The organism is Prosthecobacter sp., assembly GCF_044226605.1.
Lineage (GTDB): Bacteria > Verrucomicrobiota > Verrucomicrobiia > Verrucomicrobiales > Verrucomicrobiaceae > Prosthecobacter.
On sequence record NZ_JBGAGS010000009.1, the window covers coordinates 244,714 to 266,291 of the forward strand.

25 protein-coding genes and 1 pseudogene are annotated in these 21,578 nt (G+C 60.0%); 12 read left to right on the forward strand and 14 right to left on the reverse strand.

Translation table 11 applies throughout. The features are described from left to right. Nucleotides 1-85 precede the first annotated feature (85 nt). A complete protein-coding gene (locus tag ACILSO_RS14505; RefSeq protein WP_395738144.1) occupies nucleotides 86-1,564 on the reverse strand; it encodes an IS1182 family transposase in 1,479 nt (492 codons plus the stop codon). A 330-nt stretch (nucleotides 1,565-1,894) separates the two neighbouring features. Here ACILSO_RS14505 and ACILSO_RS14510 point away from each other — a divergent pair, with 330 nt between their 5' ends. From ACILSO_RS14510 to ACILSO_RS14520, 3 genes and pseudogenes are all read left to right on the forward strand, one after another. Continuing rightward, on the forward strand, nucleotides 1,895-3,841 hold the full coding sequence (locus tag ACILSO_RS14510) for a tRNA uridine-5-carboxymethylaminomethyl modification enzyme MnmG/GidA (protein WP_395738145.1): 1,947 nt from the start codon (nucleotides 1,895-1,897) through the stop codon (nucleotides 3,839-3,841). 19 nt (nucleotides 3,842-3,860) lie between these two features. Then, nucleotides 3,861-4,025, forward strand: a complete 165-nt coding sequence (locus ACILSO_RS14515; protein WP_395738146.1) for a hypothetical protein — start codon at nucleotides 3,861-3,863, stop codon at nucleotides 4,023-4,025. 132 nt (nucleotides 4,026-4,157) lie between these two features. Further along, nucleotides 4,158-4,478, forward strand: a pseudogene (locus ACILSO_RS14520) (Fic family protein); the annotation flags it as partial. Between the two features lie 69 nt (nucleotides 4,479-4,547). Here ACILSO_RS14520 and ACILSO_RS14525 read toward each other — a convergent pair. Further along, on the reverse strand, nucleotides 4,548-5,027 hold the full coding sequence (locus ACILSO_RS14525; RefSeq protein ID WP_395738147.1) for a hypothetical protein: 480 nt from the start codon (nucleotides 5,025-5,027) through the stop codon (nucleotides 4,548-4,550). Further along, entirely contained in the window at nucleotides 5,024-5,398 is a 375-nt protein-coding gene (locus tag ACILSO_RS14530; RefSeq protein WP_395738148.1) for a winged helix-turn-helix domain-containing protein, read from the reverse strand. The genes ACILSO_RS14525 and ACILSO_RS14530 overlap by 4 nt, the downstream gene beginning before the upstream one ends. 180 nt (nucleotides 5,399-5,578) lie before the next feature. On the opposite strand from ACILSO_RS14530, the gene ACILSO_RS14535 reads away from it, so the two are divergent. Further along, a complete protein-coding gene (locus ACILSO_RS14535; RefSeq protein WP_395738149.1) occupies nucleotides 5,579-6,310 on the forward strand; it encodes a GDSL-type esterase/lipase family protein in 732 nt (243 codons plus the stop codon). Nucleotides 6,311-6,314: 4 nt separating this feature from the next. Here the strand turns inward: ACILSO_RS14535 and ACILSO_RS14540 are convergent, their stop codons facing one another. Beyond that, complete coding sequence (locus ACILSO_RS14540) at nucleotides 6,315-7,613, reverse strand: DUF1080 domain-containing protein (protein ID WP_395738150.1); 1,299 nt, start codon at nucleotides 7,611-7,613, stop codon at nucleotides 6,315-6,317. A gap of 143 nt (nucleotides 7,614-7,756) precedes the next feature. Between ACILSO_RS14540 and ACILSO_RS14545 the strand changes: the two genes are divergently transcribed. Then, a complete protein-coding gene (locus ACILSO_RS14545; RefSeq protein WP_395738151.1) occupies nucleotides 7,757-7,996 on the forward strand; it encodes a hypothetical protein in 240 nt (79 codons plus the stop codon). 22 nt (nucleotides 7,997-8,018) lie between these two features. Here ACILSO_RS14545 and ACILSO_RS14550 read toward each other — a convergent pair whose 3' ends face one another. Together ACILSO_RS14550 and ACILSO_RS14555 are read right to left on the reverse strand one after the other, a co-directional pair. Beyond that, nucleotides 8,019-8,666, reverse strand: coding sequence for a PIN domain-containing protein (locus ACILSO_RS14550; protein ID WP_395738152.1), 648 nt, complete (start codon nucleotides 8,664-8,666; stop codon nucleotides 8,019-8,021). Then, nucleotides 8,663-9,538 (reverse strand): restriction endonuclease, encoded by an 876-nt coding sequence (locus tag ACILSO_RS14555; RefSeq protein ID WP_395738153.1) that lies wholly within the window; start codon nucleotides 9,536-9,538, stop codon nucleotides 8,663-8,665. The genes ACILSO_RS14550 and ACILSO_RS14555 overlap by 4 nt, the downstream gene beginning before the upstream one ends. Before the next feature lie 160 nt (nucleotides 9,539-9,698). Between ACILSO_RS14555 and ACILSO_RS14560 the strand changes: the two genes are divergently transcribed. The 4 genes from ACILSO_RS14560 (at nucleotide 9,699) to ACILSO_RS14575 (ending at nucleotide 11,598) form a co-directional block, all read left to right on the forward strand. Next, nucleotides 9,699-10,088, forward strand: a complete 390-nt coding sequence (locus ACILSO_RS14560) for a hypothetical protein (RefSeq protein WP_395738154.1) — start codon at nucleotides 9,699-9,701, stop codon at nucleotides 10,086-10,088. Nucleotides 10,089-10,294: 206 nt separating this feature from the next. Continuing rightward, nucleotides 10,295-10,660, forward strand: coding sequence for a zinc-ribbon domain-containing protein (locus ACILSO_RS14565; RefSeq protein ID WP_395738155.1), 366 nt, complete (start codon nucleotides 10,295-10,297; stop codon nucleotides 10,658-10,660). A 55-nt stretch (nucleotides 10,661-10,715) separates the two neighbouring features. Further along, on the forward strand, nucleotides 10,716-11,018 hold the full coding sequence (locus tag ACILSO_RS14570) for a hypothetical protein (protein WP_395738156.1): 303 nt from the start codon (nucleotides 10,716-10,718) through the stop codon (nucleotides 11,016-11,018). A 31-nt stretch (nucleotides 11,019-11,049) separates the two neighbouring features. Then, on the forward strand, nucleotides 11,050-11,598 hold the full coding sequence (locus tag ACILSO_RS14575; RefSeq protein WP_395738157.1) for a hypothetical protein: 549 nt from the start codon (nucleotides 11,050-11,052) through the stop codon (nucleotides 11,596-11,598). A 9-nt stretch (nucleotides 11,599-11,607) separates the two neighbouring features. Here the strand turns inward: ACILSO_RS14575 and ACILSO_RS14580 are convergent, their stop codons facing one another. Further along, nucleotides 11,608-11,982 carry an MGMT family protein gene (locus ACILSO_RS14580; RefSeq protein WP_395738158.1) on the reverse strand — a complete coding sequence of 125 codons (375 nt, stop codon included), beginning with the start codon at nucleotides 11,980-11,982 and terminating at the stop codon, nucleotides 11,608-11,610. 187 nt (nucleotides 11,983-12,169) lie between these two features. Here ACILSO_RS14580 and ACILSO_RS14585 point away from each other — a divergent pair, with 187 nt between their 5' ends. Together ACILSO_RS14585 and ACILSO_RS14590 are read left to right on the forward strand one after the other, a co-directional pair. Beyond that, on the forward strand, nucleotides 12,170-12,655 hold the full coding sequence (locus tag ACILSO_RS14585; protein ID WP_395738159.1) for a hypothetical protein: 486 nt from the start codon (nucleotides 12,170-12,172) through the stop codon (nucleotides 12,653-12,655). Between the two features lie 137 nt (nucleotides 12,656-12,792). Beyond that, a complete protein-coding gene (locus ACILSO_RS14590) occupies nucleotides 12,793-13,032 on the forward strand; it encodes a hypothetical protein (RefSeq protein ID WP_395738160.1) in 240 nt (79 codons plus the stop codon). A 193-nt stretch (nucleotides 13,033-13,225) separates the two neighbouring features. On the opposite strand, the gene ACILSO_RS14595 is transcribed toward ACILSO_RS14590, so the two are convergent. The 3 genes from ACILSO_RS14595 to ACILSO_RS14605 all read right to left on the reverse strand — a co-directional run bounded on the left by ACILSO_RS14595 (nucleotide 13,226) and on the right by ACILSO_RS14605 (nucleotide 15,012). After that, nucleotides 13,226-13,714 carry a hypothetical protein gene (locus ACILSO_RS14595; protein ID WP_395738161.1) on the reverse strand — a complete coding sequence of 163 codons (489 nt, stop codon included), beginning with the start codon at nucleotides 13,712-13,714 and terminating at the stop codon, nucleotides 13,226-13,228. Between the two features lie 97 nt (nucleotides 13,715-13,811). After that, nucleotides 13,812-14,108 (reverse strand): hypothetical protein, encoded by a 297-nt coding sequence (locus ACILSO_RS14600; protein ID WP_395738162.1) that lies wholly within the window; start codon nucleotides 14,106-14,108, stop codon nucleotides 13,812-13,814. Between the two features lie 388 nt (nucleotides 14,109-14,496). Continuing rightward, the gene (locus ACILSO_RS14605) at nucleotides 14,497-15,012 is read right to left on the reverse strand and encodes a peptidoglycan endopeptidase (RefSeq protein ID WP_395738163.1); all 516 of its coding nucleotides are present in this window, start codon (nucleotides 15,010-15,012) and stop codon (nucleotides 14,497-14,499) included. 206 nt (nucleotides 15,013-15,218) lie between these two features. Between ACILSO_RS14605 and ACILSO_RS14610 the strand changes: the two genes are divergently transcribed. Continuing rightward, nucleotides 15,219-16,877, forward strand: coding sequence for a polysaccharide lyase family 1 protein (locus tag ACILSO_RS14610; RefSeq protein WP_395738164.1), 1,659 nt, complete (start codon nucleotides 15,219-15,221; stop codon nucleotides 16,875-16,877). Nucleotides 16,878-17,079: 202 nt separating this feature from the next. On the opposite strand, the gene ACILSO_RS14615 is transcribed toward ACILSO_RS14610, so the two are convergent. From ACILSO_RS14615 to ACILSO_RS14630, 4 genes are all read right to left on the reverse strand, one after another. Further along, nucleotides 17,080-18,594, reverse strand: a complete 1,515-nt coding sequence (locus ACILSO_RS14615; RefSeq protein ID WP_395738165.1) for a Gfo/Idh/MocA family protein — start codon at nucleotides 18,592-18,594, stop codon at nucleotides 17,080-17,082. Nucleotides 18,595-18,710: 116 nt separating this feature from the next. Next, complete coding sequence (locus tag ACILSO_RS14620) at nucleotides 18,711-19,157, reverse strand: hypothetical protein (protein WP_395738166.1); 447 nt, start codon at nucleotides 19,155-19,157, stop codon at nucleotides 18,711-18,713. Nucleotides 19,158-19,305: 148 nt separating this feature from the next. After that, nucleotides 19,306-20,670: an arylsulfatase gene (locus ACILSO_RS14625; RefSeq protein ID WP_395738167.1), complete on the reverse strand. Its 1,365-nt coding sequence runs from the start codon at nucleotides 20,668-20,670 to the stop codon at nucleotides 19,306-19,308. A 237-nt stretch (nucleotides 20,671-20,907) separates the two neighbouring features. Then, nucleotides 20,908-21,417 carry a hypothetical protein gene (locus ACILSO_RS14630; RefSeq protein WP_395738168.1) on the reverse strand — a complete coding sequence of 170 codons (510 nt, stop codon included), beginning with the start codon at nucleotides 21,415-21,417 and terminating at the stop codon, nucleotides 20,908-20,910. Nucleotides 21,418-21,578 lie beyond the last annotated feature (161 nt).

Consider the following 21,578-nt stretch of genomic DNA (forward strand, 5'->3'; position numbering starts at 1 on the left):
CTTCAGTGCTGTGCTGCTTTCCTGAGCGCTTGTAATGCGCTTATCAGAGGGAGGGTGCAGGGCATTTGAGGCCCGTTGACTCCCGTCATGCCGCCTTGGGCAGCGCTCTGAGCAGTTCGCTCATCGGTTTGAGATTGAGCACGCGCCTGAGGTTGTAGGCCAGCGCGCTGAGGCTGAACTCAGCTTTCACACGCTCCAGTCCGCGGGTCAAAAAGTCGCCGTGCCCCCATTGCTTGAGCGTGCCAAACACATGCTCGACCACTTCGCGCCTGCGGGCGCTGATCGCTGATTTTCCGGCCATGCGTGCCGCTGCCCGCTCCAGCACGGCTTCATTGCGCAGACGGTGGATCTTCCTGTAGCTGCCGCCGGTGCACCGGGCCTTAAGAGGGCAGCTGCGGCAGGCCGCTGCATTGGCATAGTGCAGGACGGTCTTGCCGTGGCTGCGGCATTTGCCCCGCAGCCTGAGACGCTTGTCTCCGGGGCATTGATACTCGTCTGCCACCGCGTCGTAGGTGAAGCGCTCCTTGCCAAACACTCTGCTGCCGTCCCTGCTGCTGCGTCCGCTGGTGCTGCCCTGCGCAGGCACATAGGTGATGATGTCTGCGGCTTCACAGGCTTCGAGCTCGTCGGCCGAATGGTAGCCTTTGTCGGCGACCACTTCGAGGCTCGGCACCTTGAGTTCAGTCTTCGCGGCCTGGGCGATGGCGCCGAGCTGGCCTCGATCACAGGCCGACTGCACCACCTCTTCGGCGACGATGAGGTCATGCTTTGCATCCACGGCGACCTGCACGTTGTAGCCGATGAAGAACCCGCCGCGCTGCGTGTCGCACATCTTGCGTGCATCGGCGTCGGTGAGCGAGACTTCGGTCCGGGCGCTCTTCTGCATCTCTGCAAGCAGCGCGGCATGCTCCTGGCGGCTGGCGCGCAGTCCGGCGATCTTTTCGGCCATGGTCTCAGGCTTCCTGCCGCCGGCGGGTGGCGAAGAGGAAGGCGGCGGTGGCGGCCCCTGCTCTGCATCATGCGTGTCGAGCTCGCGCAGGTAGTCATCAATGCGCTGGTCGATGTGTTTGATCACCTCGCGCAGCTGCTCGGCGTTGAAGTGGCGGCGCCTGCCGTTGCTGGCCTTGAACTTGCTGCCGTCGATGGCCACGAGCTCCGCGCCAAAGAGCTCGAGTTTGCGGCACAGCAGGTTGAACTCGCGCAGCACGCCTTTGAACGCCTTGCGGTTGTCACGGCGGAAGTCGGCGATGGTCTTGAAGTCCGGGCGCAGGGTGCGCAGCATCCAGATGACTTCGAGGTTGCGCGCAGCCTCCGCCTCCAGGCGGCGGCTGGAGCGGATGCGGTTGAGGTAGCCGTAGAGGTAGAGCTTGAGCAGGTCGGCCGGATGGTAAGGCGGACGCCCGGTGCCCTTGGCTGTGCAGCGCTCAAAGCCCAGGGCCTTGAAGTCGAGCGACTCGGCATACGCATCGATGAAACGCACGGCGGCTTCCGCTGCGACGTAATCATCCAGGCATGGCGGCAGCATCTGCAGTTCGCTGCGATCAGTTCCTCGAAGGTGGCTCATGCCCATCTTGTTGCGCATGAACGCCCCCGGTCAAACCGGTGAAATAGTTTTCACACAGCCTGTGTCCTCAGTCCGCCGTGGTCTACTGCACGGGAGTGCCCCTAGTTGGGGTAGCTCTGCCCCTTCAACAGCAGCGGTCAATCCGCCCACGACTGACCCAAGATCAACCGTCTCCCTACCCTTCACAGGGGTGCACGTGGCCCCACCTTCGATCCCCGTCCTCTGTGATCGCCTCCTTTCCTCCCCTCCCTCATCCCTCTGAACCGCCCCTCGCGATTCCCATTTGTTCCACATGGAACATTTTTTCCCCTGTGCTACCCTCACACCCCCATGTCTGCCAGCCTCTACACCTTTCCCAAGCACTATGACGTCATCGTTTGTGGAGCCGGCCACGCTGGGGTGGAGGCAGCGATGGCGGCCGCTCGGCTGGGTTGCCAGACGGCCATCCTCACCCAGAACCTCGACACCATCTCCCAGATGTCCTGCAACCCCGCCATCGGTGGCCTAGCGAAGGGCCATGTGGTGCGGGAAATCGATGCTCTCGGTGGGGTCATGGGTCGAAACACGGACGCCACCGGCATCCAATTCCGTATGCTTAACGCCCGCAAAGGACCCAGTGTGCAGGCTCCCCGGGCTCAATGCGACAAGAAGGCTTACCAGTTTCGCATGAAATGGCTGATCGAAAACCAGCCCAACTTGGACATGCACCAGGGCAATGCGGCCGAGATCCTGGTCGAAAACGACGCTGTTGTCGGCGTGCGGACCAGCCTCGGGATGGTCTATCGGGCCAAGGCGGTGGTCATTTCTTCGGGTACTTTCATGCGAGGGCTGCTCCATGTCGGGCAGCAGAACCAAGCGGGAGGCCGCATGGGAGACAGCATTTCCACCCTTTCTGACAGCCTTCGCAACCTCGGTTTTGACGTCCAGCGCTTTAAAACCGGAACCCCCTGCCGCCTGAATAGCCGCAGCATCGACTTCTCCAAGTGCGAGTTGCAGCCCGGAGATGAGCCCGCCCCGCGCTTCAGCTACCTCTCAGGCACCCTTCCTGAGGACGAACCGGAGGTCCAAATCGAGGGCTCTACCCCCCTTCCCGGCACCGGTCCCAGTCAGTTTACCCTCAATGCGTGGGCACCCGAAAAGTTCCACGTGGAACAAATTCCCTGCTGGATCACCTACACCACCCCCCAAACGCACGACATCATCCGGGCCAACATCCACAAGTCGGCCATGTATTCCGGCAAGATCGAGGGGGTCGGGCCGCGCTACTGCCCCTCCGTGGAGGACAAGGTGGTACGCTTTGCGGAGAAGGAGCGGCACCAGATTTTCCTGGAACCCGAGGGCCGCCACACCCGCGAATTCTACGTGAACGGGGTCTCCACCTCCCTGCCCTTTGAGGTGCAGTATGACTTCATCCGCTCCATTCCTGGCCTGGAAAAGGCCGAGATCATCCGCCCCGGCTACGCCGTGGAGTATGATTATTGCCCCCCGACCCAGCTTCACCCCACCTTGGAAACCAAGCGAGTCTCGGGTCTCTACTTTGCCGGGCAGATCAACGGTACCTCCGGCTACGAAGAGGCCGCCGGCCAGGGTCTCCTCGCGGGAGCCAATGCCGCCCTCAAGGCCCAAGGACGTGCCCCTTTCATCCTTCAGCGCAGCCAAGCCTATCTCGCTGTGATGATCGACGACCTCGTGACCAAGGGCACCACGGAACCCTACCGCCTTTTCACCTCCCGCGCCGAATACCGCCTCCTCCTCCGCCAGGACAATTGCGACCTCCGCCTCACCCCCCTGGCCGCGCAGGCCGGACTCGTCTCCCCCTTCCGCATCCGCCACACTGAGGAGAAAATCGCCGCCATCGCCACGGCTCGCAGCCTCCTGCAGGAGGCCCGTTTCGATGCTGGAAGCACTCTGGAGAAATGGCTGCGCCGCCCCGAAAGCACCCCCGCCCAGCTTCCTGCCGAGCTGTATTCCCGCTTCACGCCGGAGGTCTGGAGTCTGGTGGAAAACGACGTTAAATACGCCGGCTACATCACCCGGCAGGAGGACATGGTGGCCAAGACCTCCCGCATGGAGGAAAAGATGATCCCCGCCGACTTCGACTACCACGCCATCCCCGGCCTCAAAACCGAAGCCAAGCACCGCCTCACTGCCCTCCGGCCCGCTACCCTCGGCCAAGCTGCGAGAGCCCAGGGTGTGAACCCTGCCGACATCGCCCTGCTTGCCGTAATGCTGAAACGTGGTGCCAAGGAAGCCGAGGCCACGGAAGTCGGATCTTAACCCCCTTTACTCACATACCATGCTGGAATGGTTCACTGACACGACCGGCCGGGAGCGGCTTGTTTATGGCTTGGTCGGCCTCGGCATTAATCTCGCCTTGTTGTTTTTCGCTGGGCTGATCTGGTTCTGGCTGTGGGCGGTCACAGCGATGCTTCTCCTGTCCTCCATGTTCGGAGAATGGTAGCTCGCTAAAAAGTCGAGGTTCTTTCCGCCTGCGATGGCCCGCTGCTGCCAGACAAATTTTTGGTTACTTCATGGCAGAAGGGAGGAGCGAAACCTAGGCTTCGAAAAGCGCAAAGATGCTGTAACCTGCTGCATCCATGACTCCTTCCCCGCTATCGACAGCCTCAAGGCGACTCTGGACCAGCACCGTCCGCTGGACCCGGTGATCGTGCGGAATCTGCGGGAGGACCTCATCGTGCGCTGGACGTACCATTCCAATGCCATCGAAGGCAATACGCTTACCCTTCAAGAAACCAAGGTGGCGCTGGAGGGCATCACGATCGGCGGCAAGTCACTGCGCGAGCATTTGGAGGCGGTGAACCATCGCAATGCCATCCTGCTGCTGGAGGAGCTTGTGCAGAGAAACGAGCCGCTCACCGAGTGGACCATCAAGTCCCTCCACCAGCTCATTCTCCACCCGTAAACTTTTCGTCCAAGGGCCACTGTGCCCGCGGCTCCACGTCCGGAGGGCATTAGCAGCGCGTCATGCAGAAGGTCCAGGTTTCAGCTTGCCCTGGGACATCGCCCAGAAGGTATAGACGGCCAGCGCAGTCCCAAGCGGGAAGCTCAAGATATTGAAACAGGCTGCTACTACCGCAGCGGCCTCGCCCCACTGCCGCTTTTTCATCAGGCCCCAGCCCGCGACCAAAAACGGCAGGGATAAAACGAGAAGGATGAGGATGACCCCGCCACCGACCACAGGCGCGACAAGGGCTTCCTTCTTTTCCGGCTCGGTAAAAAGCGGAATGCTGAAGATCAGCATGATGAAGGGCACCGCGAGCAGGATCACAGCAGCAGTGAAGAAATTCCCTGCAGCAATGATCATCCGGTGAGGGCCTTTGTCGGCGCTGGCCCCTTCCAGCACGGAGCGCATGGTGGTCAGGTCTGCCTGCAGTTGCTCTGGAGACATGTAAGCTGGCATCGAAGGTGATGGCGATTGTGAAGGGGGTGTGGGCGGGTTCATGGTGGTGATGAGGGCGGGTTCAACGGGTGTTCTGGATTCACAGGTGGCCGCAGCCTGGCCGCGCTGAGAGAGTCGATGAGCTGCTGCATCGTTTGCAGGTATTCAAAAAGCGCCTTCCGACCGCCTGGGGTGAGCTGGTAAAGAGTGTTCGGGCGCTTCCCCACGAACCGCTTGGTGCTGGAAATGTAGCCAGAAGTTTCGAGTTTTTGCAGATGAATGCCCAGCGCGCCGTCCGCCACCGTCAGCCGCCGCTTGAGGGAAGTAAAATCCAGTGACTCCTCCGTGGCCAGGGCCGTCAGCACCCCCAGACGGATGGGACCGTGAACAGCAGTGTTGAGGCTCGCAAAGTCGATGGGCGGTTCAGCGGACATGCATCATTACTCTATAACGTAGATTGCTCCTAAATCAGGAGTATTGTGTTAAACGATGCGATGTAAAATGATTTTTCTTCGAACGGGCTGCGAGCCAGAGCCGGAACAAAAAAGCCGTTTAAAAGCTGGCACATTCCAACCTTAGAACGGGATTTCACCACGCTGACCAAAGATCCAACCATGACCTTGCACTCCCCTTCCCCACGCCTCCTAGCCGTCTTCGCCCTCGTTCTGTCCGCCCTCACACTCTGCCTCTCAGCCGCCGAAACACCCGTCAAACCCGGCAAAGGTGGCAAAGGCAAAGGAGGCGGTGGAAACCCCGGACGCTGGGAGGAGACGATCAAGAAATTCGAATCCATCGATGCCAGCACGCCGCCGCCAAAGGGTGCCGTGCTGCTCGTTGGCGGATCCAACGCGCGCCGCTGGACCGATGTGGCCACCTACTTCCCGGAGCACCAGGTGATCAATCGCGGCTTCGGCGGCGCACAACTCACCGACGTGCAGCATTATGCCACTCGCATTGTGCTGCCCTACGCGCCAAAAACCATCCTGCTCAATGCCGGCGGCAACGACCTCGCTGCCGGAAAATCGCCGGAGCAGATCCGCGACACCGCACGCGCCTTGATCACCCAAATCCACTCCACCCTGCCGGATACACGCATCTTCTGCATTGGCCTTCCGCCCGTGCGTCGCTCCAGCAGTTCGCCCGAAGTGCTCGCCGCCATCCAGAAGATGAACGGCCTAATGGCCGAACTCGCCAGGAGCGAGAAGAACACCGAATTCATCGACCTCTTCCCTGCCTTCCTCGATGAAAAAGGCCAGCCCAAAACTGACTTCTTCGTCGAAGACGGCACCCACTTCAGCCCGAAGGGCTATGCGGCGGTGAGGGATCTGCTGAAGGGGAAGTTTTGAACTTCTACCTTCCCACGATTACCTCCAGCCCTTTCACCTCCACCTGTTCTCCCGGCCGCAGCTTGAAGCAGAGATAGCCCTTCATACCAGAAGATGCTTTGCTGCTTTGAACGGGGACGGCGGCTCCTGCGATGCGGGCGGTGCAGTCACCACGGACGCGTACGAGCGAGATGGAGCGCCATGGGCCGCCCTCCGGCGGGTTCAGGCATGTGAGGCGTTGATTGGCGCCGTCGGCAGCCTGGAGGTCAAAGGACTCAAGCTGGCCACGATACTCCGCGGAAATGGCAAAGTCGCCTTCCAGCAATGTGCTGCGATAGACGAGGATCGCCCGGGGCCAGCCGTCGTTGGTGGTATTGCGCGCTGAGAGAACGCCGTCCTTGATCTGGACGGTCATTTTTTCCAGCGGGTGCTCGATCCAGCGGTTGTCCGCCTTGGACCAGCACCACACACGCCAGTCCGCAGCCTGCATGGGCGGGCGTACCTGCAGGCCGGCGGGTAGAGGCCTCGGCAAATCGGCTGCCGGTGATCCGGCTGCGCCGGATCGCAGTTCTCGGATCTTGAGATTTCGATAGGCCACTTCGGCACCGTGATCCTGCAGGGCGATGGGTGTCGCACGTTTCACGCCCACGCCGGGGTAATACTTGTATTTGCTGCCGGCGATGATGCGCTGCAGCTCCGCGCTGCCCAGCCCGCACTCCGCCACTTTGCGCCCGTTGAGCCAGTGCTCCACGTGGTTGCCGTCCACCACAATGCGGCCCTCATTAAATTCGCCCACGGGACGCAGTGTCTTGCCCGTGGCGGTGACGAGCGAATAGATCGATGCAGCCAGCCTGTCCGCCGCATTCTTTGCATGCGGAGCGTCATCCAGCACCTGGTATTCAAAGCCCAAGGGACTGTCTCCTTGATCACCAGCGTAAAACGACGCGCTGCGTTTCTCGCCTTCGGTAAAAAGATACTCCACGCCGCTGTTGCCCCCGGGTCCGACGCGCCACTCGAATGCAAACTCGAAGTTTGTGTACATCGCATTCGTCACCAGGTCACCGCCCGTGCCGTTCGGACGGCCGTTGCCCTGGGGCAGTGTGAGGCAGCCGTCTTTGATCTGCCAGGATCCAGCAGACACCGCCTTCTTTCCATAGGTGTGCCATCCTGCGGTGCTGCGTCCATCAAAGAGCAGCCTCCAGCCCGCCGCCATCTCCTGCGCAGTCAGCGTATTGGCCTCGGCGGCCAGCATCTCAGAGGGTTGAAACAGCAGCGCAGCCGCCATCACGATCTGACACGGGACATGAAGAGGAGGCCGGAGCATGGCATGAGGAGCTTTTTTCAAATCAAAGCGGAATGCCCTCTCCAATACAAGCAGGGAAAAACGGTGGCTCCCCGGCTTGCAAAACATCGTGGCACGATACTTTATTGCATCATTCATCAACGGCAAAACGTTACTCCCATTCCATGACGCGACTCAAACACTCCGCCTCCCTTGTCCTTGGTTTTGGCATGCTCCTTTCAGCTTCCTGCAGCCCGGTCCCGAGTGAAACCGGCACTTTTAATGGCAGGCCCGTGCTCACCCGCGCCAGCCACCCTTCGGGGGGGGCCATGCGCGAAGTGAAGGGCTCCTATCTTGGCCGCCGCTACTTCACGCCTCCAGGATCAAAAAGCGGTCTCCAGTGGGTGGATGTGTACGGACAGTGAGCCGGCCTTCAGCCGAGACGCCTTAGAAATGATAAGTCACCTTGTCTTCTGAGATCTCGATCCAGCCCTTCTGTTCCAGCCCTCTGATCACTTTCTCCACTTCATCAGCGCTGAGCGCCTTGAGAAAAACCTCCTGAATCTTGGTGCAAAGCGTCTTTCGCTTTTTGGGACGGCCGTCATTGGCCGAGTGCTTCATCTTGGAAAAGCGTGCCTTCACCCGCTCCAGCCGGTCCTCGGGTTCGGTTTTGGGCTTGGGCTTGGGCTTGGGTGCAGGTTTGGGCACAGATTTGCGCTCCTGGGTCAGCACCGGGATTTTGGAAAACACCTCGTCTCGCGCCGCCTGAACGTTGCGGGATTTGAGGTGCGTGATCAAGGCATCAAAGCCTTTGTCTTTGGACAGGATATGAATACCGCATTCCGGGTCCACCGCCGTCTGTATGCCCGTCTGGTGCGCGAGCACGAAGTCCAGCGCGTTTTTCCCACGGCTTTCTATGTTGATCATCTGCACCTGGTCATGGAGGCGGTGCGCCTGCCTCATCAGCTCCACACTCACCTTTGGCGGATTCTTGCCAAACAAGAAACACACCTTCACCGGTTTGCCCTCAATGAGCTTCAGGTCGACGTCCTGCACGCTTTCGAAATCGACGAAGATGTTGTTGCTGCGGATCATGCCGTCTCAGGTTGCCCGTGGATGGAGGCGTTGCCGTAGCAGTTCGGGAAGCGTGCGCAGCTCCAAAACACAGATCCTGCGGACGGGCCGCGTTTGGCTGTGCGCCGCACCATTTCACCGCCACATTTCGGACATTCGGGCGTGGTTGCAGCGCTGATCTCAGCGGGCATCACCGGTGCAGTGCCGGGTTTGGCCTGAACCTCCGCAACCATCTTCCACAGCTTGGCACCGTCGATCAGTTTGATGGGGTTTGTTCGCGCAAAGCTTTTCGCCTCCGCAGTAAAACCGCCCGTAGTGACGATGAAGACCTCGTGGGCTTTCTTTGCATGTAAAATCCCAAGCATCTCCCGCGCGACCGCCACGCCCACGCTGCCACTTCTCCATCTCTTGCACTGCACCAAGGACGTGAGGCCCTCCTTCTTTAGCGTGATGTCCACACCGCCATCGGGCCCATGGTCCATCGAATAGTCTGCGGAATATCCCAGCCTGCGAAAGGCTTCCGCCACCAGATACTCAAACTCTTTCCATGGTGTGTGTCGCAGCGAATCCAGTCCGGTTTGCTGATCCACGAGTCTCTCGCGGCGTATTCGATGTACCGCACTGCCTGCCGCTAATGCGACAAAAAAAGCGAGAGCGATTGGCGGATACATGCTCGTAACGGCTGACATCATCCATTCCACATTCGGTGCCACATGCGTGCGCTGATACCATTCCATGACAGCGTAGCTCGCAATTCCGATGGCAAGGGACAGCCAGGGTGGAAGTTTGATCAATAAGTCAACCAGGGTGTCGGATAGCTTGGGTCTGCTTCGTGCCATGCGGTACGTTCCGCATGCAGTGAATTTACCGCAAGCATTCCCTGCTTTAAGCACTGCTTTTCCCCTATGAAGGCTTCCGGTGCCGACGCAAAGATCGCAGCCTTGGTAGAGTTCGCAGCATTGCCGCTCAAGCCTGCAAGGATCTTGCCGTCACGCTGCTCGACATCGCTGGCGATTGACCCTATCCTGCAAAGAATCTCCTTCCCTTTAACCCATGAAAACGTTCCTGACACGTTCCGCGCCGGTTCTCTGGATGTTCCTCGTTCTGGGCTTTGCAGGCCCTGCGCTTGCGGACAATGCTCAGGCGATCCTCGGGCGCTGGGAGTTTCTTGAGGCACGCCGCGGTTCCACCATTTTCAAAACAGCGGGAGGCGAAAAGAACCTCGTCATGGATTTCCGCCAGGACGGCACTTTCTCCGAAGGCGCCCGGTCTGGCACCTTCCGCCTACTGACGGACAGCGTCTTGCGGCTGACCTACCTCGAAAAGGGGAAAGCCCCCGACAGCCGTGAGTATCTGATCCGCATTGCCGGCGACACGCTGACAACGAAAAACAAGGACCGCGCGAAGTTTGAGCCTGAGTCGAAGTTCGTGCGCGAGAAGTGATCCCCGGGCAATCCACTCTGAACGTTTGCCAGCGAATAAAGATTAAGACGTATTTCATGCTCGACAAAGCGGGGTCTCGCAGCGGATAACCATGCACGTCATCGATAAATTCGCCTAAGGACAGCCCGCTTATGTCTCTGAAAGGGAGACGGCTGGTGGGATGGGCCCGCTGGCATCACATAGCTAACATCTGCGTCCTCATTCTTATGATTATCTGGGGTTCGAAAGCCAAGGAAGCCAGGGTTTCCACCGGCAACTTTTTCTGCCCGCAGTGCATGGCAGCGTCGACCTATTCCCACATGCGGGTCTCGCGCTATTTCACACTCTACTTCATCCCGCTGTTTCCCACCAGCACGCTGGGAGAGTATGTCCGCTGCAATGGCTGCCAGGGTGAAATGACCCGTTCGGTCATCCAGTACACCCGCGAAGAGATCCTGGTGGCCATGGCACCTTGGGCCTGTGAGAAATGTGGGAATCGCAACGCACCCTCCCAGAGCCAGTGCCTGGCCTGCGGCGGCTCCCAATTCACCCAGCCGCCGCCTCTGCCAGCGCCGCCGATGGCTTTGGAATGAAGACCGCGCATTCAAACGGTTCACGTTTTCAAAATTCACTTTGTTCCCCGCCACCATGAAACGCACCTCCACTCTTCACGCTTTGCTGATGGCCGCCCTGCTGGGGCTTGCTTCTGTGACACATGCAGCCGAAGAGACCTCAGACACGGCCAACGCCTACTTTCACGCATTCATCCTCTGCAAAACTGGCATGGAGGCTGTGGAGGGCGGTCGTCGGGAACAGGCCATCCAAAATTTGAAGTCTGCACAGGCGACGATCAAGGAGATCCAGCGAACCCGACCCGACTGGCAGCCTGCCATCGTGGCTGCTAGACTGCAGAAGATTGAAAACGTCCTGAAATCGTTGGGTGCCAGATGACCCTTCGCGAGCGGGGCCTCACCCGCACCTCATGAGCCTGACTTCACTCTTCGTCTCTCTGTTCCGTGCCTTGGGCCTTGGCCGGGTGCCCGACCATGGCCAGACATTCCGCATGGAAGATCATTTTTTTCGCCTGCCCCGTGACCGCTATGCCCCGGATGATTTGTTGAAGCAGCTCTCGGAGCAGGCAGCCCGGCAGGTCACGGGTGCCTGGGAGTGGGAGCTGGAGCATGAGCTTTGTGAGATCGGTATCACCCTGCCAGATGCTCAAGGCGCGCCCGATCCGGAGGCGCGGGCCTTTCTCGTCGATGTGCTGCGTCAGGTGCGCACCCTCGACAATCTCGTGCAGCAGTCCTGCGAAGAGGAATGTGTCCGCTCCGGTCTGGGTTCTGCGGCCTACGAGCTCGCCCTTGGCTGGATATGGATTCAAAAGGAGAACCTGATCGATCAAACCCTGGCGCTGACTTATTACGGCATGCGGGTGAACACAGACTGGGATGCCAAATTCAAACGGGATGCCGCAGGCACCTGGCAGCCAGTGAATTTTCTACAGCCAGCCTCAGGCGAAAAGCAGAAATAAAACAACCGATTACCCTTCTTCGCTCCAGCGAATGTTCCGCCGCACGCCCACGTTGTGGAAATGCTCGTCTGCGTCCTGGATGTAACCCTCTTTGTCGAGACGCAGACCTTCGGCTTTCAGCAATCTCCGCTGCTTCCGCGCCGAGGCCTCCGGCATGTTCGGACTGATCCGCGCACTCGCAGCCACCACCCGGTGCCAGGGCAGTGCGGCAGATTCTTCCGGGGTCAGATGTCCCAGCACCGTGGCCACGTGCCGGGGGATCACATTCATGTGAATGGCAATGCTGCCATACGTGGTGAACTTGCCGGCGGGGATCAGGCCCACCAGCCGGATCACCTCCGCACGGATGCGGGCAAAGGCGATGGATTTTCCGCGGCTGGCCATGAGGGCGGAATCATGCGCAGCTCTCCGGATTTGTCGAATGGCGGCGAAGCGCCGGCTTCTTCCACAATCCCGCGGGAAATGTCATGGCATACCCAACCTCTTTGGCAGAGAGTTGCGCTCTTCATTCCCTATGCAAAGCCCGCTTGCTCCTCATCAATCGTTGGAAAGTGTCGAACTCGAACCCGGCTTGACCGCCTTCCGTTGCCCTCAAACCGGCGGGCACTGGATCCCGGCGCAGAACTACTGGAGCTGGCGCAGCAAGCTGCCCGCAGAAGCTGCGGCCGAGGCCGCCCATGCGGAGAATGCCACGCCCGTGAGCGAGTTTGACGATGTGGTGAAGCTCTGCCCGGAGTCCGGCACCGTCATGACGCGCTACCGCGTCGGTCACGGTCAGCCCTTTCGCGTGGAGCGCTCCCACACCGGCGGCATCTGGCTGGACGGTGGCGAGTGGGAGGCTCTCTGTGCCGGCCACCTGCAAAGCTCAATGCACCTCATTTTCTCGGCCCCTTGGCAAAAAGCCGTGCGTCAGCAGGCCTCGGATGCCAGCCATCTGGAGCACCTGCGTGAACGGCTGGGGGCAGAACTGCTGGAGAAACTCCAAAGCCTGCGTGCGGAGCTTGCGCAGCATTCGCAACGTTCTGCGGCGCTCGCCTTTTTAAACGCTCCGGTCTGACCGACCGCCGAAAAGACCGGCGTGGAGGGACTCTTTGGCACATGCCAAGGGGTCGAGAGAGCCAAGAAAGCGCCCACATTCGAATAAACAGTGGAGGACACCGTTCAATTCGGTGGAGCAATCCTCCCCCAAAACCTATGAAAACACTACTTACCCTCATCGCAGTGGTCGGCGTGTTCAGTCTCGCCGCTCCTGCCCAAGCCGGGCATTCTTATCCCCATCAGCATCGGATCATCGTGGGCTACAATCGCATGGGCTTTCCCATCTACCAGTGGGTGCCCCAGCCGGCTCCGTTTTATCGGCCCGGCCCTCCCGGTCACTGGGGTCACTACCATCATGACAACGGCCTGCACCGTGGTTGGTACAAGCACCATTAACTAACCCTGCAGACCCTGCCCGGTGGCTGTGTCTGCTGGCCTGAAAGGGCCGCATCACGAACACGCCGCCGGGACTTTGCGTTTAACGCGATGGAGCAACTCTCCATCCACTCGGGGGCATTTCGGCGGCAGGGTGCATGGCTGCGGCCATTGCCATGAATCAGGTTACTTCCCGACACTAAGCACTGCAGCCTTAGTGAACCTGCATTCCGCTGATCTGAAACACGCCGCTGTCACTCGTCTTGGATTCAAGGTACCACGTGCCTGAAAGAAGGGTGGACCCCGGTGGCAGTGAGCCGTGATAGATCACCGCAGGTTCTTTGGAATTCCGGTTCGCTTTGCGAAACTTCAAATGGGTGTAGCCGCTGTCGCTCTCGCAGGTGCCACGGATCTCGGACCACACAAAACCGTCCTTCAGCGTTCCGGTCCCTGTGTAAGGTTCTTTGATGACCCCTGAAATCTGGTGGGAGCCTCGGGACTGGCGCAGCGAAATTTCAAAGTTCACCGACTGCCCGGTCAGCTTATGATAAGCACCTCCGTATGTGTAGGATCCTTGGTAGATCCCCTGCACATTCGGCGTGGCAGCCCCCGCAAGCCCGTCATGGCCGAGCGGTCCGGCGCACGAAGCCACGAGCAGCACCAGACCTGTGCTCCACGTCCGCCATTGCTGAAAAAGACACATGACTGGGCGGAGAGATTCGTTCATCGGCACAGTCTGCCCGCAGGGGCGCTGAGCTGTCAATTGGCATATCCCCTAACTTCATCAATCCGCCCAGCGTTCATTTCGGCTGAGCCGTTGCGGTTGCAGGCGCTGGCACAGCTATGGGTGGTCTGGAGCTGGGTACGGTTGATCCCGGGGAGCGTGCTTCTTTGGCATCTGCCTCCTTCTGAGCCGCTGCTTCTCTGGCAGCAGCTTCCTTGATGGCAGCAGCCTCCCTGTCAGCTTTTTGCCGCACCTCGATGGCCCGCTGGCGTGCCTCTGCATCCATGTTGGCACGGGCTGGAGAAGATTCTTTGTGGCAGGCCCCCAGGCCCATCGCCAGCAGCGGAATGATCAAACGGATGGACGTGCTCATGGGAGGAACCTCAGGAAAAGGGGATGCATTCGCCCACGCAGACCACCGGGGGCATTTTCGGACCCGCTAGGGCATACAGAATACGCAAGCCGGGCGTCCGGCGGCTGTCGTCAAAAAGGCAACGCTGAATGGCAGCGCTGCAACGCAAATGCCAGCCGCTGACTAAGGGGGGGGCACCCCCATACCGGAATTCCATGAAATTGACTGCCCGACCAGCGGCCGCACACATTCGGCATCGGGTGTTTCTGTCAGAGATTCCAGTATGGGGATGTTAGCAACTGACTTGCCCACGCGGAAACGTTATAGGCCGATTCTGAGTTCCGCGTCTAAATGGACACTCAGAGTGTCCTCAAGGGGAGTTTAGACTTTTCACGTTCTTCAGAAGCCATCAAAGCCAGGCCGGATGCCGCGGAAAAAATCCCGCATACGAGCGGTTGGCCACCCGCCAGCGCGGGCCTTCCCCCGCCACATTGCCGGAGGTGTCAAACCGCAGGCCGCAGATCTGCATGAAAACGTGGTGGCCGGGATTGACGTACAACGTCACGTAACTCCCCGGTCCGGGCCAGGCGTAGCGGGCAAACGCAGAGGAGCTCAGGGGCCGGTCCAGCAGGCGCGCACGATAGAGCACATGAGAGACGGAGCCCGAGCAATCAAACCCGTTGTCGAACAAAAACTGATGTCCGCCGCCCCACTTGTAGGGCTTCCCCACCAGTTCGTTCGCTGCGGCCACCAGCTGATGAATCACGGCCGGGTGGCTCTCATGGGCATACGCATACAGGCCATTGAAATAAAGCGGCACGATTGCAGGAGGTGCCAGCATGTAGCCCAGACCTCCTCCAATCGTGCCCAGGGCACCCCACAGTCCCAGCTTCACCCAGTGCCTGCGCCCGACCAGCTGCCGCACACATTCGGCTTCGGGCGTGTCACTTAGAGATTCTGTTATGGGGGTGGCAGACTCCTGATTATCCACACCACAAGCTTATGAGCCGAGTCTGAGTTTTACTTCTAAATCGCCCCTCAGTTTGGCTGCAGAACGGTCTTAGCCCCGCCCTAGTCCACCAATCCACTCTTTCGCAACCTGCGGAAACAACGTGGGTTCCACATGCCCTGATGAACGCTGCATCCCCCGACCGCCAAGGCAGATCCATTCGCCTTCTGCTCGCACTTCCTCTGCTGCTCTGGCTCTTTGTGCTGCTGCACGTCCTGCGTGTTTCCACGGGCTTCAACTGGCTGGTCAAACACCTCACGCCATACGTGGTGTTTGGCGTGATGACACTGTGCCCGCTGGCGGCCGCATGGCAGGGCTGGCGCATGCTCCGGCAGCGGTCTTCCCTTCTGCTTGGCCGCGTGGCGTTGTATGGCGGCAGCTTTCTGTTCGTGGGTTTCATCATTTACCCGGGCATTCCACTTGTGCGCAAATGGACCACGCCAAAAACGGCGAAGAATCCCGGCCAGCCCAGCGCACTGCCGCCGCTGCAGGGCCTTCCCGTCTTTCCCGGTGCGGAAGGCTTTGGCACCCGGACGCCCGCAGGCCGGGGCGGAAAGGTCATCGAAGTCACCACCCTGGCAGATCACGGCCCCGGCAGCCTGCGTGAGGCGCTCAATGATCCCGCGCCGCGGACTGTCGTTTTCCGCGTGGGCGGCACGATCGAACTCGAAACTCCCATCATCGTCATGCATCCGTTCTTCACCCTCGCCGGACAGACGGCACCAGGAGATGGTATCTGCCTCAAAAATGCGGGCATGACCATCGCCACGCATGATGTGCTTATCCAGCACCTTCGCATCCGCCCTGGCAATGAAGGCCGCTCCATGGAACCCGATGACAACGACGCCCTCTCCATTCTCGGCACGCATGGCAAGGTGACCGATGGCGCGCATCATGTCGTGCTCGATCATGTCTCCGCAGGCTGGAGCGAAGATGAAGCCGTGAGCACCTGGTTCGGCGCGCATGACATCACCTTCAGCTGGTGCATCGTCAGCGAGGCGCTGGATCAAAGCCGCCACCACAAAGGACACCACAGCGCCGGGCTGCTCATTGGAGACGGCTGCGACCACGTCACCGTGCATCACACGCTCATGGCGCACAATGGCTTCCGCAATCCGCTCATCTCCGCCGGCGGCACGCACGACATCGTCAACAACGTTGTCTATGATCCGGGAAACCTCGCCGGCGAAGTCTTCGACACTGACTCCAATTCCTTCGTGAACTTCGTCGGCAACTTCTTCAAACCCGGCCGCTCCACCGAACCCGGCCTGTATGAGATCATCGTCAATGCCAGCGGCACTCCAAAGATTTTCGTCGAAGGCAATCGCGGCCCGCATCGCGCGCAGAACAGCAGCGATGACTGGTCTCTCGTGAGCTACAAGTTTGACCAGAAGATTGCGCCCACGCATTACCGCGCCGCACAGCGCTATGCCACGTGGCCGGTCACCGCCACGGATGCAGACAGCGCCTATGCCGCGGTGCTTGCCCAAGCCGGTGCCACACAGCCCAAACGCGATGCCGCTGATGCACGCATCGTTTCCGACGTGAAGAACGGCACAGGCTCCATGATCAACTCACCCGCAGAGGTCGGTGGTCATCCAAAACTGGCGGGAGGTGCTGCACCTGCGGACACCGATCACGACGGCATGCCTGATGCCTGGGAGCAGGCGCATGGCCTTGACTCGCAAAATGCAGCAGATGGAAAGGCAGATGCCGGCAACGATGGATACACCAACCTCGAGGAGTATCTGCATTCGCTAAGCGCGCAGCTCGGGCCGTAAGTTGGGTGTGTTTGACGTCGAAGGCCCACTCATCCTTCACATCGCTCTCCGCCACACCGCCCGACTGCGAGGACGTTCATACGCCATGGTTTTTTGCGATACGCTCATAGACGGGCGGGCTTACGCCACACCCATCCTACGCCAAAAAAAAACCGCCGCCCCGTGAAGGGCGGCGGTTGAACAGACACTTGGTATTTCAGAATCAGGCGCCAGCCTTCTTCTCGTCCTTCTTCTTCGCGGCAGGCCGTGGACGCTCCGGAGGGGAGAGCGGCTCGGGGGCGGCTTCGGGTGGGAACTCGATGAGCGGGAACGGATTGGCCTGAGGCTCCATGGCGTACTCGCGGTCCTTGAACTGACCGGCTTTCGGGAAGGGATAGTTGCCATCCTTGTCGGCCACGAGCGGAGGCGGGCCGTCGAGGGTGAGCTTGTCCGCGTTCGGGGAGAACTCGAAGGGGCTGTTGATGTAGTCGTTGTAGCGCACGACCTGGCCGGTGTGAGCAGCGGCGCGGCCCATGGCAGTGGTGACGCTGGACTTGATGCCGCGCTCCACTTCGTTGTAGGGCTTGTCGTTGGTGATGGCCTCGATGAGGTCCTGCCACTCGAGATCATACGGATTTGGCTCAGGCTGCTTGCCGCGCCAGATGATGTTGGAGCGCACCATGTTCTGACCTTTGAAGGTCATGGCCTTGGAGGGGAAGTGACCGGCCGTGGAGACGATGGCGCTGCCCTTGGTGCCATGTACCTGCGTGGCGAACTGTGTGTGCACGTTCAGTGCGGTGCGGCCTTCGAGGTAGAGCTTGGCGCCGTCCTTGAAGGTGTACTCGCAGGAATAGTGGTCGAAGTTTTGATCCACGTTGTCGCCGCGATCCGTGCGGCCGCCGCTGGCCTGCACTTCCACCGGCCAGTCGTTTTTCATCCAGCAGGCTTCATCGATGTTGTGGATGTTGAAGTCACTGAAGCCGCCGCCGGAGGCCCAGAGGAAGCTGTGGAAGTTTTTGATCTGCCAGAGCAGCTCGTTCGGGTTTCTCTCCACATCACGGCGCGGTGTGAACACGCTGCCAATGACGCCCTGCATGCGATACGCGCGCATGAGCATCAGGTCGCCGATTTCACCGTCCTGGATGCGGTTGAAAAGCTCTCCACGCACACGGCAGTGGCGGCACATGAGGCCCACGCCGACCTTCAGGTTTTTCTTCTTCGCCTCTTCATTCAGCGCCAGCAGACGGCGCGCGGTGGGGCCGTCGGTGCAGATGGGCTTCTCCATGAAAATGTTCACGCCCTTCTCGATGGCATACTTGAAGTGCACCCAGCGGAAGGCCACCGGCGTGGTGAAGATGGCCACGTCCCCTTTGCGCAGGGTGTCGATGGCGTTCTTGTAGGCGTCAAAGCCGATGAACTTCGCGTCTTCAGACACAGACATGCGGTCGGGATGCTTTTTGGTGAGGCCGTCAAAGCTCTGGTCGAGGCGCTCTTTGGAAACGTCCGCCATCGCCACGAGGCGGGTCATGCGCGACTGCACTCCCATCGCATTGCTCGCAGCTCCGGTGCCACGTCCGCCGCAGCCGATCAGCGCCGTGCGGATCTCATCACTGCCGGCGGCGTGCACATGAGGAAGGGTGATGCCGGAGAGCACAGACAGGCCGGCAATCGTTTTCGAGGTGGTCTTGAGAAATTCGCGACGAGACGCTTCTAGAGGGTCGGTGATAATGGTATTCATGTGGAGCACTTTGGTACGTAGCCGGAACGGCGGAGCTTGCCAAAGAATCATCACTATTCGTCCCCGGAAAATCCGGTCACGGTTACGGAACGACCCACGAGAATGTGATGCCGAAATCAGGTCAGCATGCCGCCGCGCGCGGCGATCTCTGAAAAGGCGCGTGTCAGGGCGTTGTTCAGTTCATGCAGCGTTGCCTGTTCCAGCTGCGGATCCAGCGTTGCCGTGAGTGTCGGGGGCAAAACGATTGCCTGATTCACCGAGGACACCTTGCTCATCACGGCGGGCGTTTCCACGGTTGCGACGGGCGGAGGCTGCGGTTGTGAAATGGGATGCGGAGCTTCAAACAGGGTGGCCATCGAAAGCCCGCACTTGGGCTCCTCTTTGGGAGTGGCCGCACACAGCTTGTGCAGGCTTGCCAGCTGAGCGTCCAGCTGGCTGTTGAACCAGTCCCGCGTGCGCTGAATGTCCTGCACCAGCGAAGCAAACTCATGGGCAAAGGGTTCCCCGGAGTGAATCGGCATGCCGGGGGGCGGCAGAGTGGCGGTAAGGGGTCGGGAACTCATACTGCACGAAATCTATTAAAAATTCCATAAACAATCAAGCCTTCTTCACTCTCAAGACTCTGAAATTTCAAAATATCATAGATTCACCACTTTTTAATTTTAAAGATCTATAGCACTGTAAATCAAAGTTTAGGGATGGTTTGAATCATCATTTGGCCTTGTTTTTCCCCTTCCCTGCCCGCTTCTGCACTAGCGGCCAGTCGGGATCGGCGGTGCGGGAGGACTGCATCAGTGCCTCTGCTTTGGCCACCAGATCCGGTTTCTCGCTGGCCAGATCATGCGCCTCGCCGGCATCGGTTTTCAGGTCATAGAGTTCGATGGGGCTTTGGGGACCGTTGCGCACCGCCTTCCAGTCACCAAAGCGCACCGCCTGCAGTGAGGGGCCCTCATGCAGTTCCCAGTAGAAATGATCGCGCTTCGGTGCCGGTCCGCCTTTGAGAAAGGAAACCAGGGAGAGTCCATCCGTTTTGCAGTTCGCAGGGATCTTCGCACCCGCAAGTTCTGCCGCAGTAGGCAGAAAATCCCAAAAGGCCCAGGGCTCGTCCGTCACGCGCCCAGCGGGTACTTTCCCGGGCCAGCGCGCCAGCGCCGCCTGTCGCAGACCGCCTTCGTACAAGCTGCGTTTGTAGCCGCGCATGCCGTTGGAGGCCTGGTCAAAGAGCTTTCCCATTTCTGAATCAGGAGCAAAGGAGGAGCCATTGTCACCCGAGGTCATGACGAGTGTGTTGTCATCGATGCCGCACTCCTTGAGCGTGGCAAGCAGACGCCCCACATCACTGTCCAGGCGGGTGACCATCGCCGCATAGTTCTTCTGCTTCTCAGTCCAGGGCTTGTCCTTGTAGATTCCTTGGTCGTCGATCTCAAAATCGCCATGCGGCAGCGTGATGGAGAAGTAGAGAAAAAAAGGCCCGGCCTTGTGCTCGCGCACCCAGCGGATGACTTCATCAGAGATGAGGTTTTGCGCGTAGGTCTTGCCCACGCCCTTGCCGGTGTTGCCGGGGAGGTCAAAGCGCTTGTCGTCGTTGTAGAGATACGTGGGGAAGTAGTTGTGCGCGTGGCGCTGGCAGTTGTAGCCGTAGAAGTGGTCAAAGCCCAGCTTCAGCGGGCTGCCTGTGGTGTCGAACATGCCCATGCCCCACTTGCCCACGCAGGCGGTGGCGTAGCCCGCATCGTGCAAAATCTGCGCCACGGTGATCGTGCCTGCGGGAAGCGGCTTCTGCCCTTCGGCACCGATTTCACGATTCGCCCGGATGGGGCAGTGCCCCGTGTGCAGCCCGGTCATCAGGCACGAGCGCGAGGGGGCGCACACACTCGTGCCGCTGTAGCCCTGCAAGTAGCGCGTGCCCTCCTGCGCCATGCGGTCAAGGTTGGGCGTTTGGATCAGCTTCTGACCGTAGCAACCGAGGTCGCCTTGGGCAAGGTCGTCGCTGAGGATGAAAACGATGTTGGGCTGACCCGCAGCGGTGGCGGAGAGAGCGCAGGCAAAAAACAGCAGGGCGAGAGGTCGGAACATGGTGCGATGGGAACGCACCCGCCGCGCAGTTCTAGCGGGAGCGCACGCGTCCCGCGTGCTGTTTTTCCCGTCATGCGGAAAACCGTCCCTTAAACTCACGCCAGCCCCTTCAGCTCGTGATGGCCGCAAACCTCCCGCAGCGAGCACGTCCGTTAAGTCGCAGGCGCGTCGGGCTTGCGTGGGCGCCGACGGACAGACAAGAGTGTCTGTCGTACCGCAGAGCGCACACGCGCTCCATCACCTCACATTGCAGAGTGTCTTCGCCACGCCTTTGGCGAAGGCGTCGGAGATGGTATATTCTTTCACGAATGCGGCAAAGAGACCCACGGGTATGAAGTGCTTGCTGATGGCGAACGTTCCCACGGGCATGCGCCTGGGCATCTGATACAACGTCACGGTGCCCTCCACGTGGATCTCGCCGGCGCCGGGCAGCACGCTGCTCGCGAAGAAGTTTCCTTCCGAGTAGCGGGTGATGTTGACCTCCGCGTGGTAGCGGCGGGGTGCGCCGGTGGGCGGCTGGGCAAGCGCCTGGACATCCCGGTCGATCTGCACGCCGAGAGTCTGGCAAGCCGCCTGGGACATCTGCCCGGTAGGGCTGGTGACGTTGGCGTGGAATTCATCGCCCCAGCAAACCTGTGCGGTGAGCGGCGCCATGATGACGGCGTGCGGTGTGCGGGTGGCGCAGCTGCAGAGCAGGAGTGCCGCAGCGAGGGTGGTCAGGCGGCGAAGGGCGTCGGGGAGGTTCATGACAGGTGATGAGAGGTGAAAAACGGAAGCCGGCAAAGAACGCCCAAATAAGAGTGATGTCCGAGGCATTTTCAAATGGACTGCCATCAGTCAAAACGGAAGACGACGGCAGGGCGGCTGCTTATTTGCTTCATTCGCCCTCGGTTCCGAAGAATGGACGG

Coding starts and splice junctions, on each gene's coding strand:
- ACILSO_RS14540 (WP_395738150.1), bottom strand. CDS start 7,613: ATGCTCCGGCCTCCTCTTCATGTCCCGTGTCAGATCGTGATGGCGGCT.
- ACILSO_RS14565 (WP_395738155.1), top strand. CDS start 10,295: ATGATTATCTGGGGTTCGAAAGCCAAGGAAGCCAGGGTTTCCACCGGC.
- ACILSO_RS14510 (WP_395738145.1), top strand. CDS start 1,895: ATGTCTGCCAGCCTCTACACCTTTCCCAAGCACTATGACGTCATCGTT.
- ACILSO_RS14530 (WP_395738148.1), bottom strand. CDS start 5,398: ATGTCCGCTGAACCGCCCATCGACTTTGCGAGCCTCAACACTGCTGTT.
- ACILSO_RS14625 (WP_395738167.1), bottom strand. CDS start 20,670: ATGTTCCGACCTCTCGCCCTGCTGTTTTTTGCCTGCGCTCTCTCCGCC.
- ACILSO_RS14570 (WP_395738156.1), top strand. CDS start 10,716: ATGAAACGCACCTCCACTCTTCACGCTTTGCTGATGGCCGCCCTGCTG.
- ACILSO_RS14600 (WP_395738162.1), bottom strand. CDS start 14,108: ATGAGCACGTCCATCCGTTTGATCATTCCGCTGCTGGCGATGGGCCTG.
- ACILSO_RS14525 (WP_395738147.1), bottom strand. CDS start 5,027: ATGAACCCGCCCACACCCCCTTCACAATCGCCATCACCTTCGATGCCA.
- ACILSO_RS14590 (WP_395738160.1), top strand. CDS start 12,793: ATGAAAACACTACTTACCCTCATCGCAGTGGTCGGCGTGTTCAGTCTC.
- ACILSO_RS14515 (WP_395738146.1), top strand. CDS start 3,861: ATGCTGGAATGGTTCACTGACACGACCGGCCGGGAGCGGCTTGTTTAT.
- ACILSO_RS14545 (WP_395738151.1), top strand. CDS start 7,757: ATGACGCGACTCAAACACTCCGCCTCCCTTGTCCTTGGTTTTGGCATG.
- ACILSO_RS14560 (WP_395738154.1), top strand. CDS start 9,699: ATGAAAACGTTCCTGACACGTTCCGCGCCGGTTCTCTGGATGTTCCTC.
- ACILSO_RS14550 (WP_395738152.1), bottom strand. CDS start 8,666: ATGATCCGCAGCAACAACATCTTCGTCGATTTCGAAAGCGTGCAGGAC.
- ACILSO_RS14575 (WP_395738157.1), top strand. CDS start 11,050: ATGAGCCTGACTTCACTCTTCGTCTCTCTGTTCCGTGCCTTGGGCCTT.
- ACILSO_RS14595 (WP_395738161.1), bottom strand. CDS start 13,714: ATGTGTCTTTTTCAGCAATGGCGGACGTGGAGCACAGGTCTGGTGCTG.
- ACILSO_RS14620 (WP_395738166.1), bottom strand. CDS start 19,157: ATGAGTTCCCGACCCCTTACCGCCACTCTGCCGCCCCCCGGCATGCCG.
- ACILSO_RS14610 (WP_395738164.1), top strand. CDS start 15,219: ATGAACGCTGCATCCCCCGACCGCCAAGGCAGATCCATTCGCCTTCTG.
- ACILSO_RS14580 (WP_395738158.1), bottom strand. CDS start 11,982: ATGGCCAGCCGCGGAAAATCCATCGCCTTTGCCCGCATCCGTGCGGAG.
- ACILSO_RS14505 (WP_395738144.1), bottom strand. CDS start 1,564: ATGAGCCACCTTCGAGGAACTGATCGCAGCGAACTGCAGATGCTGCCG.
- ACILSO_RS14630 (WP_395738168.1), bottom strand. CDS start 21,417: ATGAACCTCCCCGACGCCCTTCGCCGCCTGACCACCCTCGCTGCGGCA.
- ACILSO_RS14615 (WP_395738165.1), bottom strand. CDS start 18,594: ATGAATACCATTATCACCGACCCTCTAGAAGCGTCTCGTCGCGAATTT.
- ACILSO_RS14535 (WP_395738149.1), top strand. CDS start 5,579: ATGACCTTGCACTCCCCTTCCCCACGCCTCCTAGCCGTCTTCGCCCTC.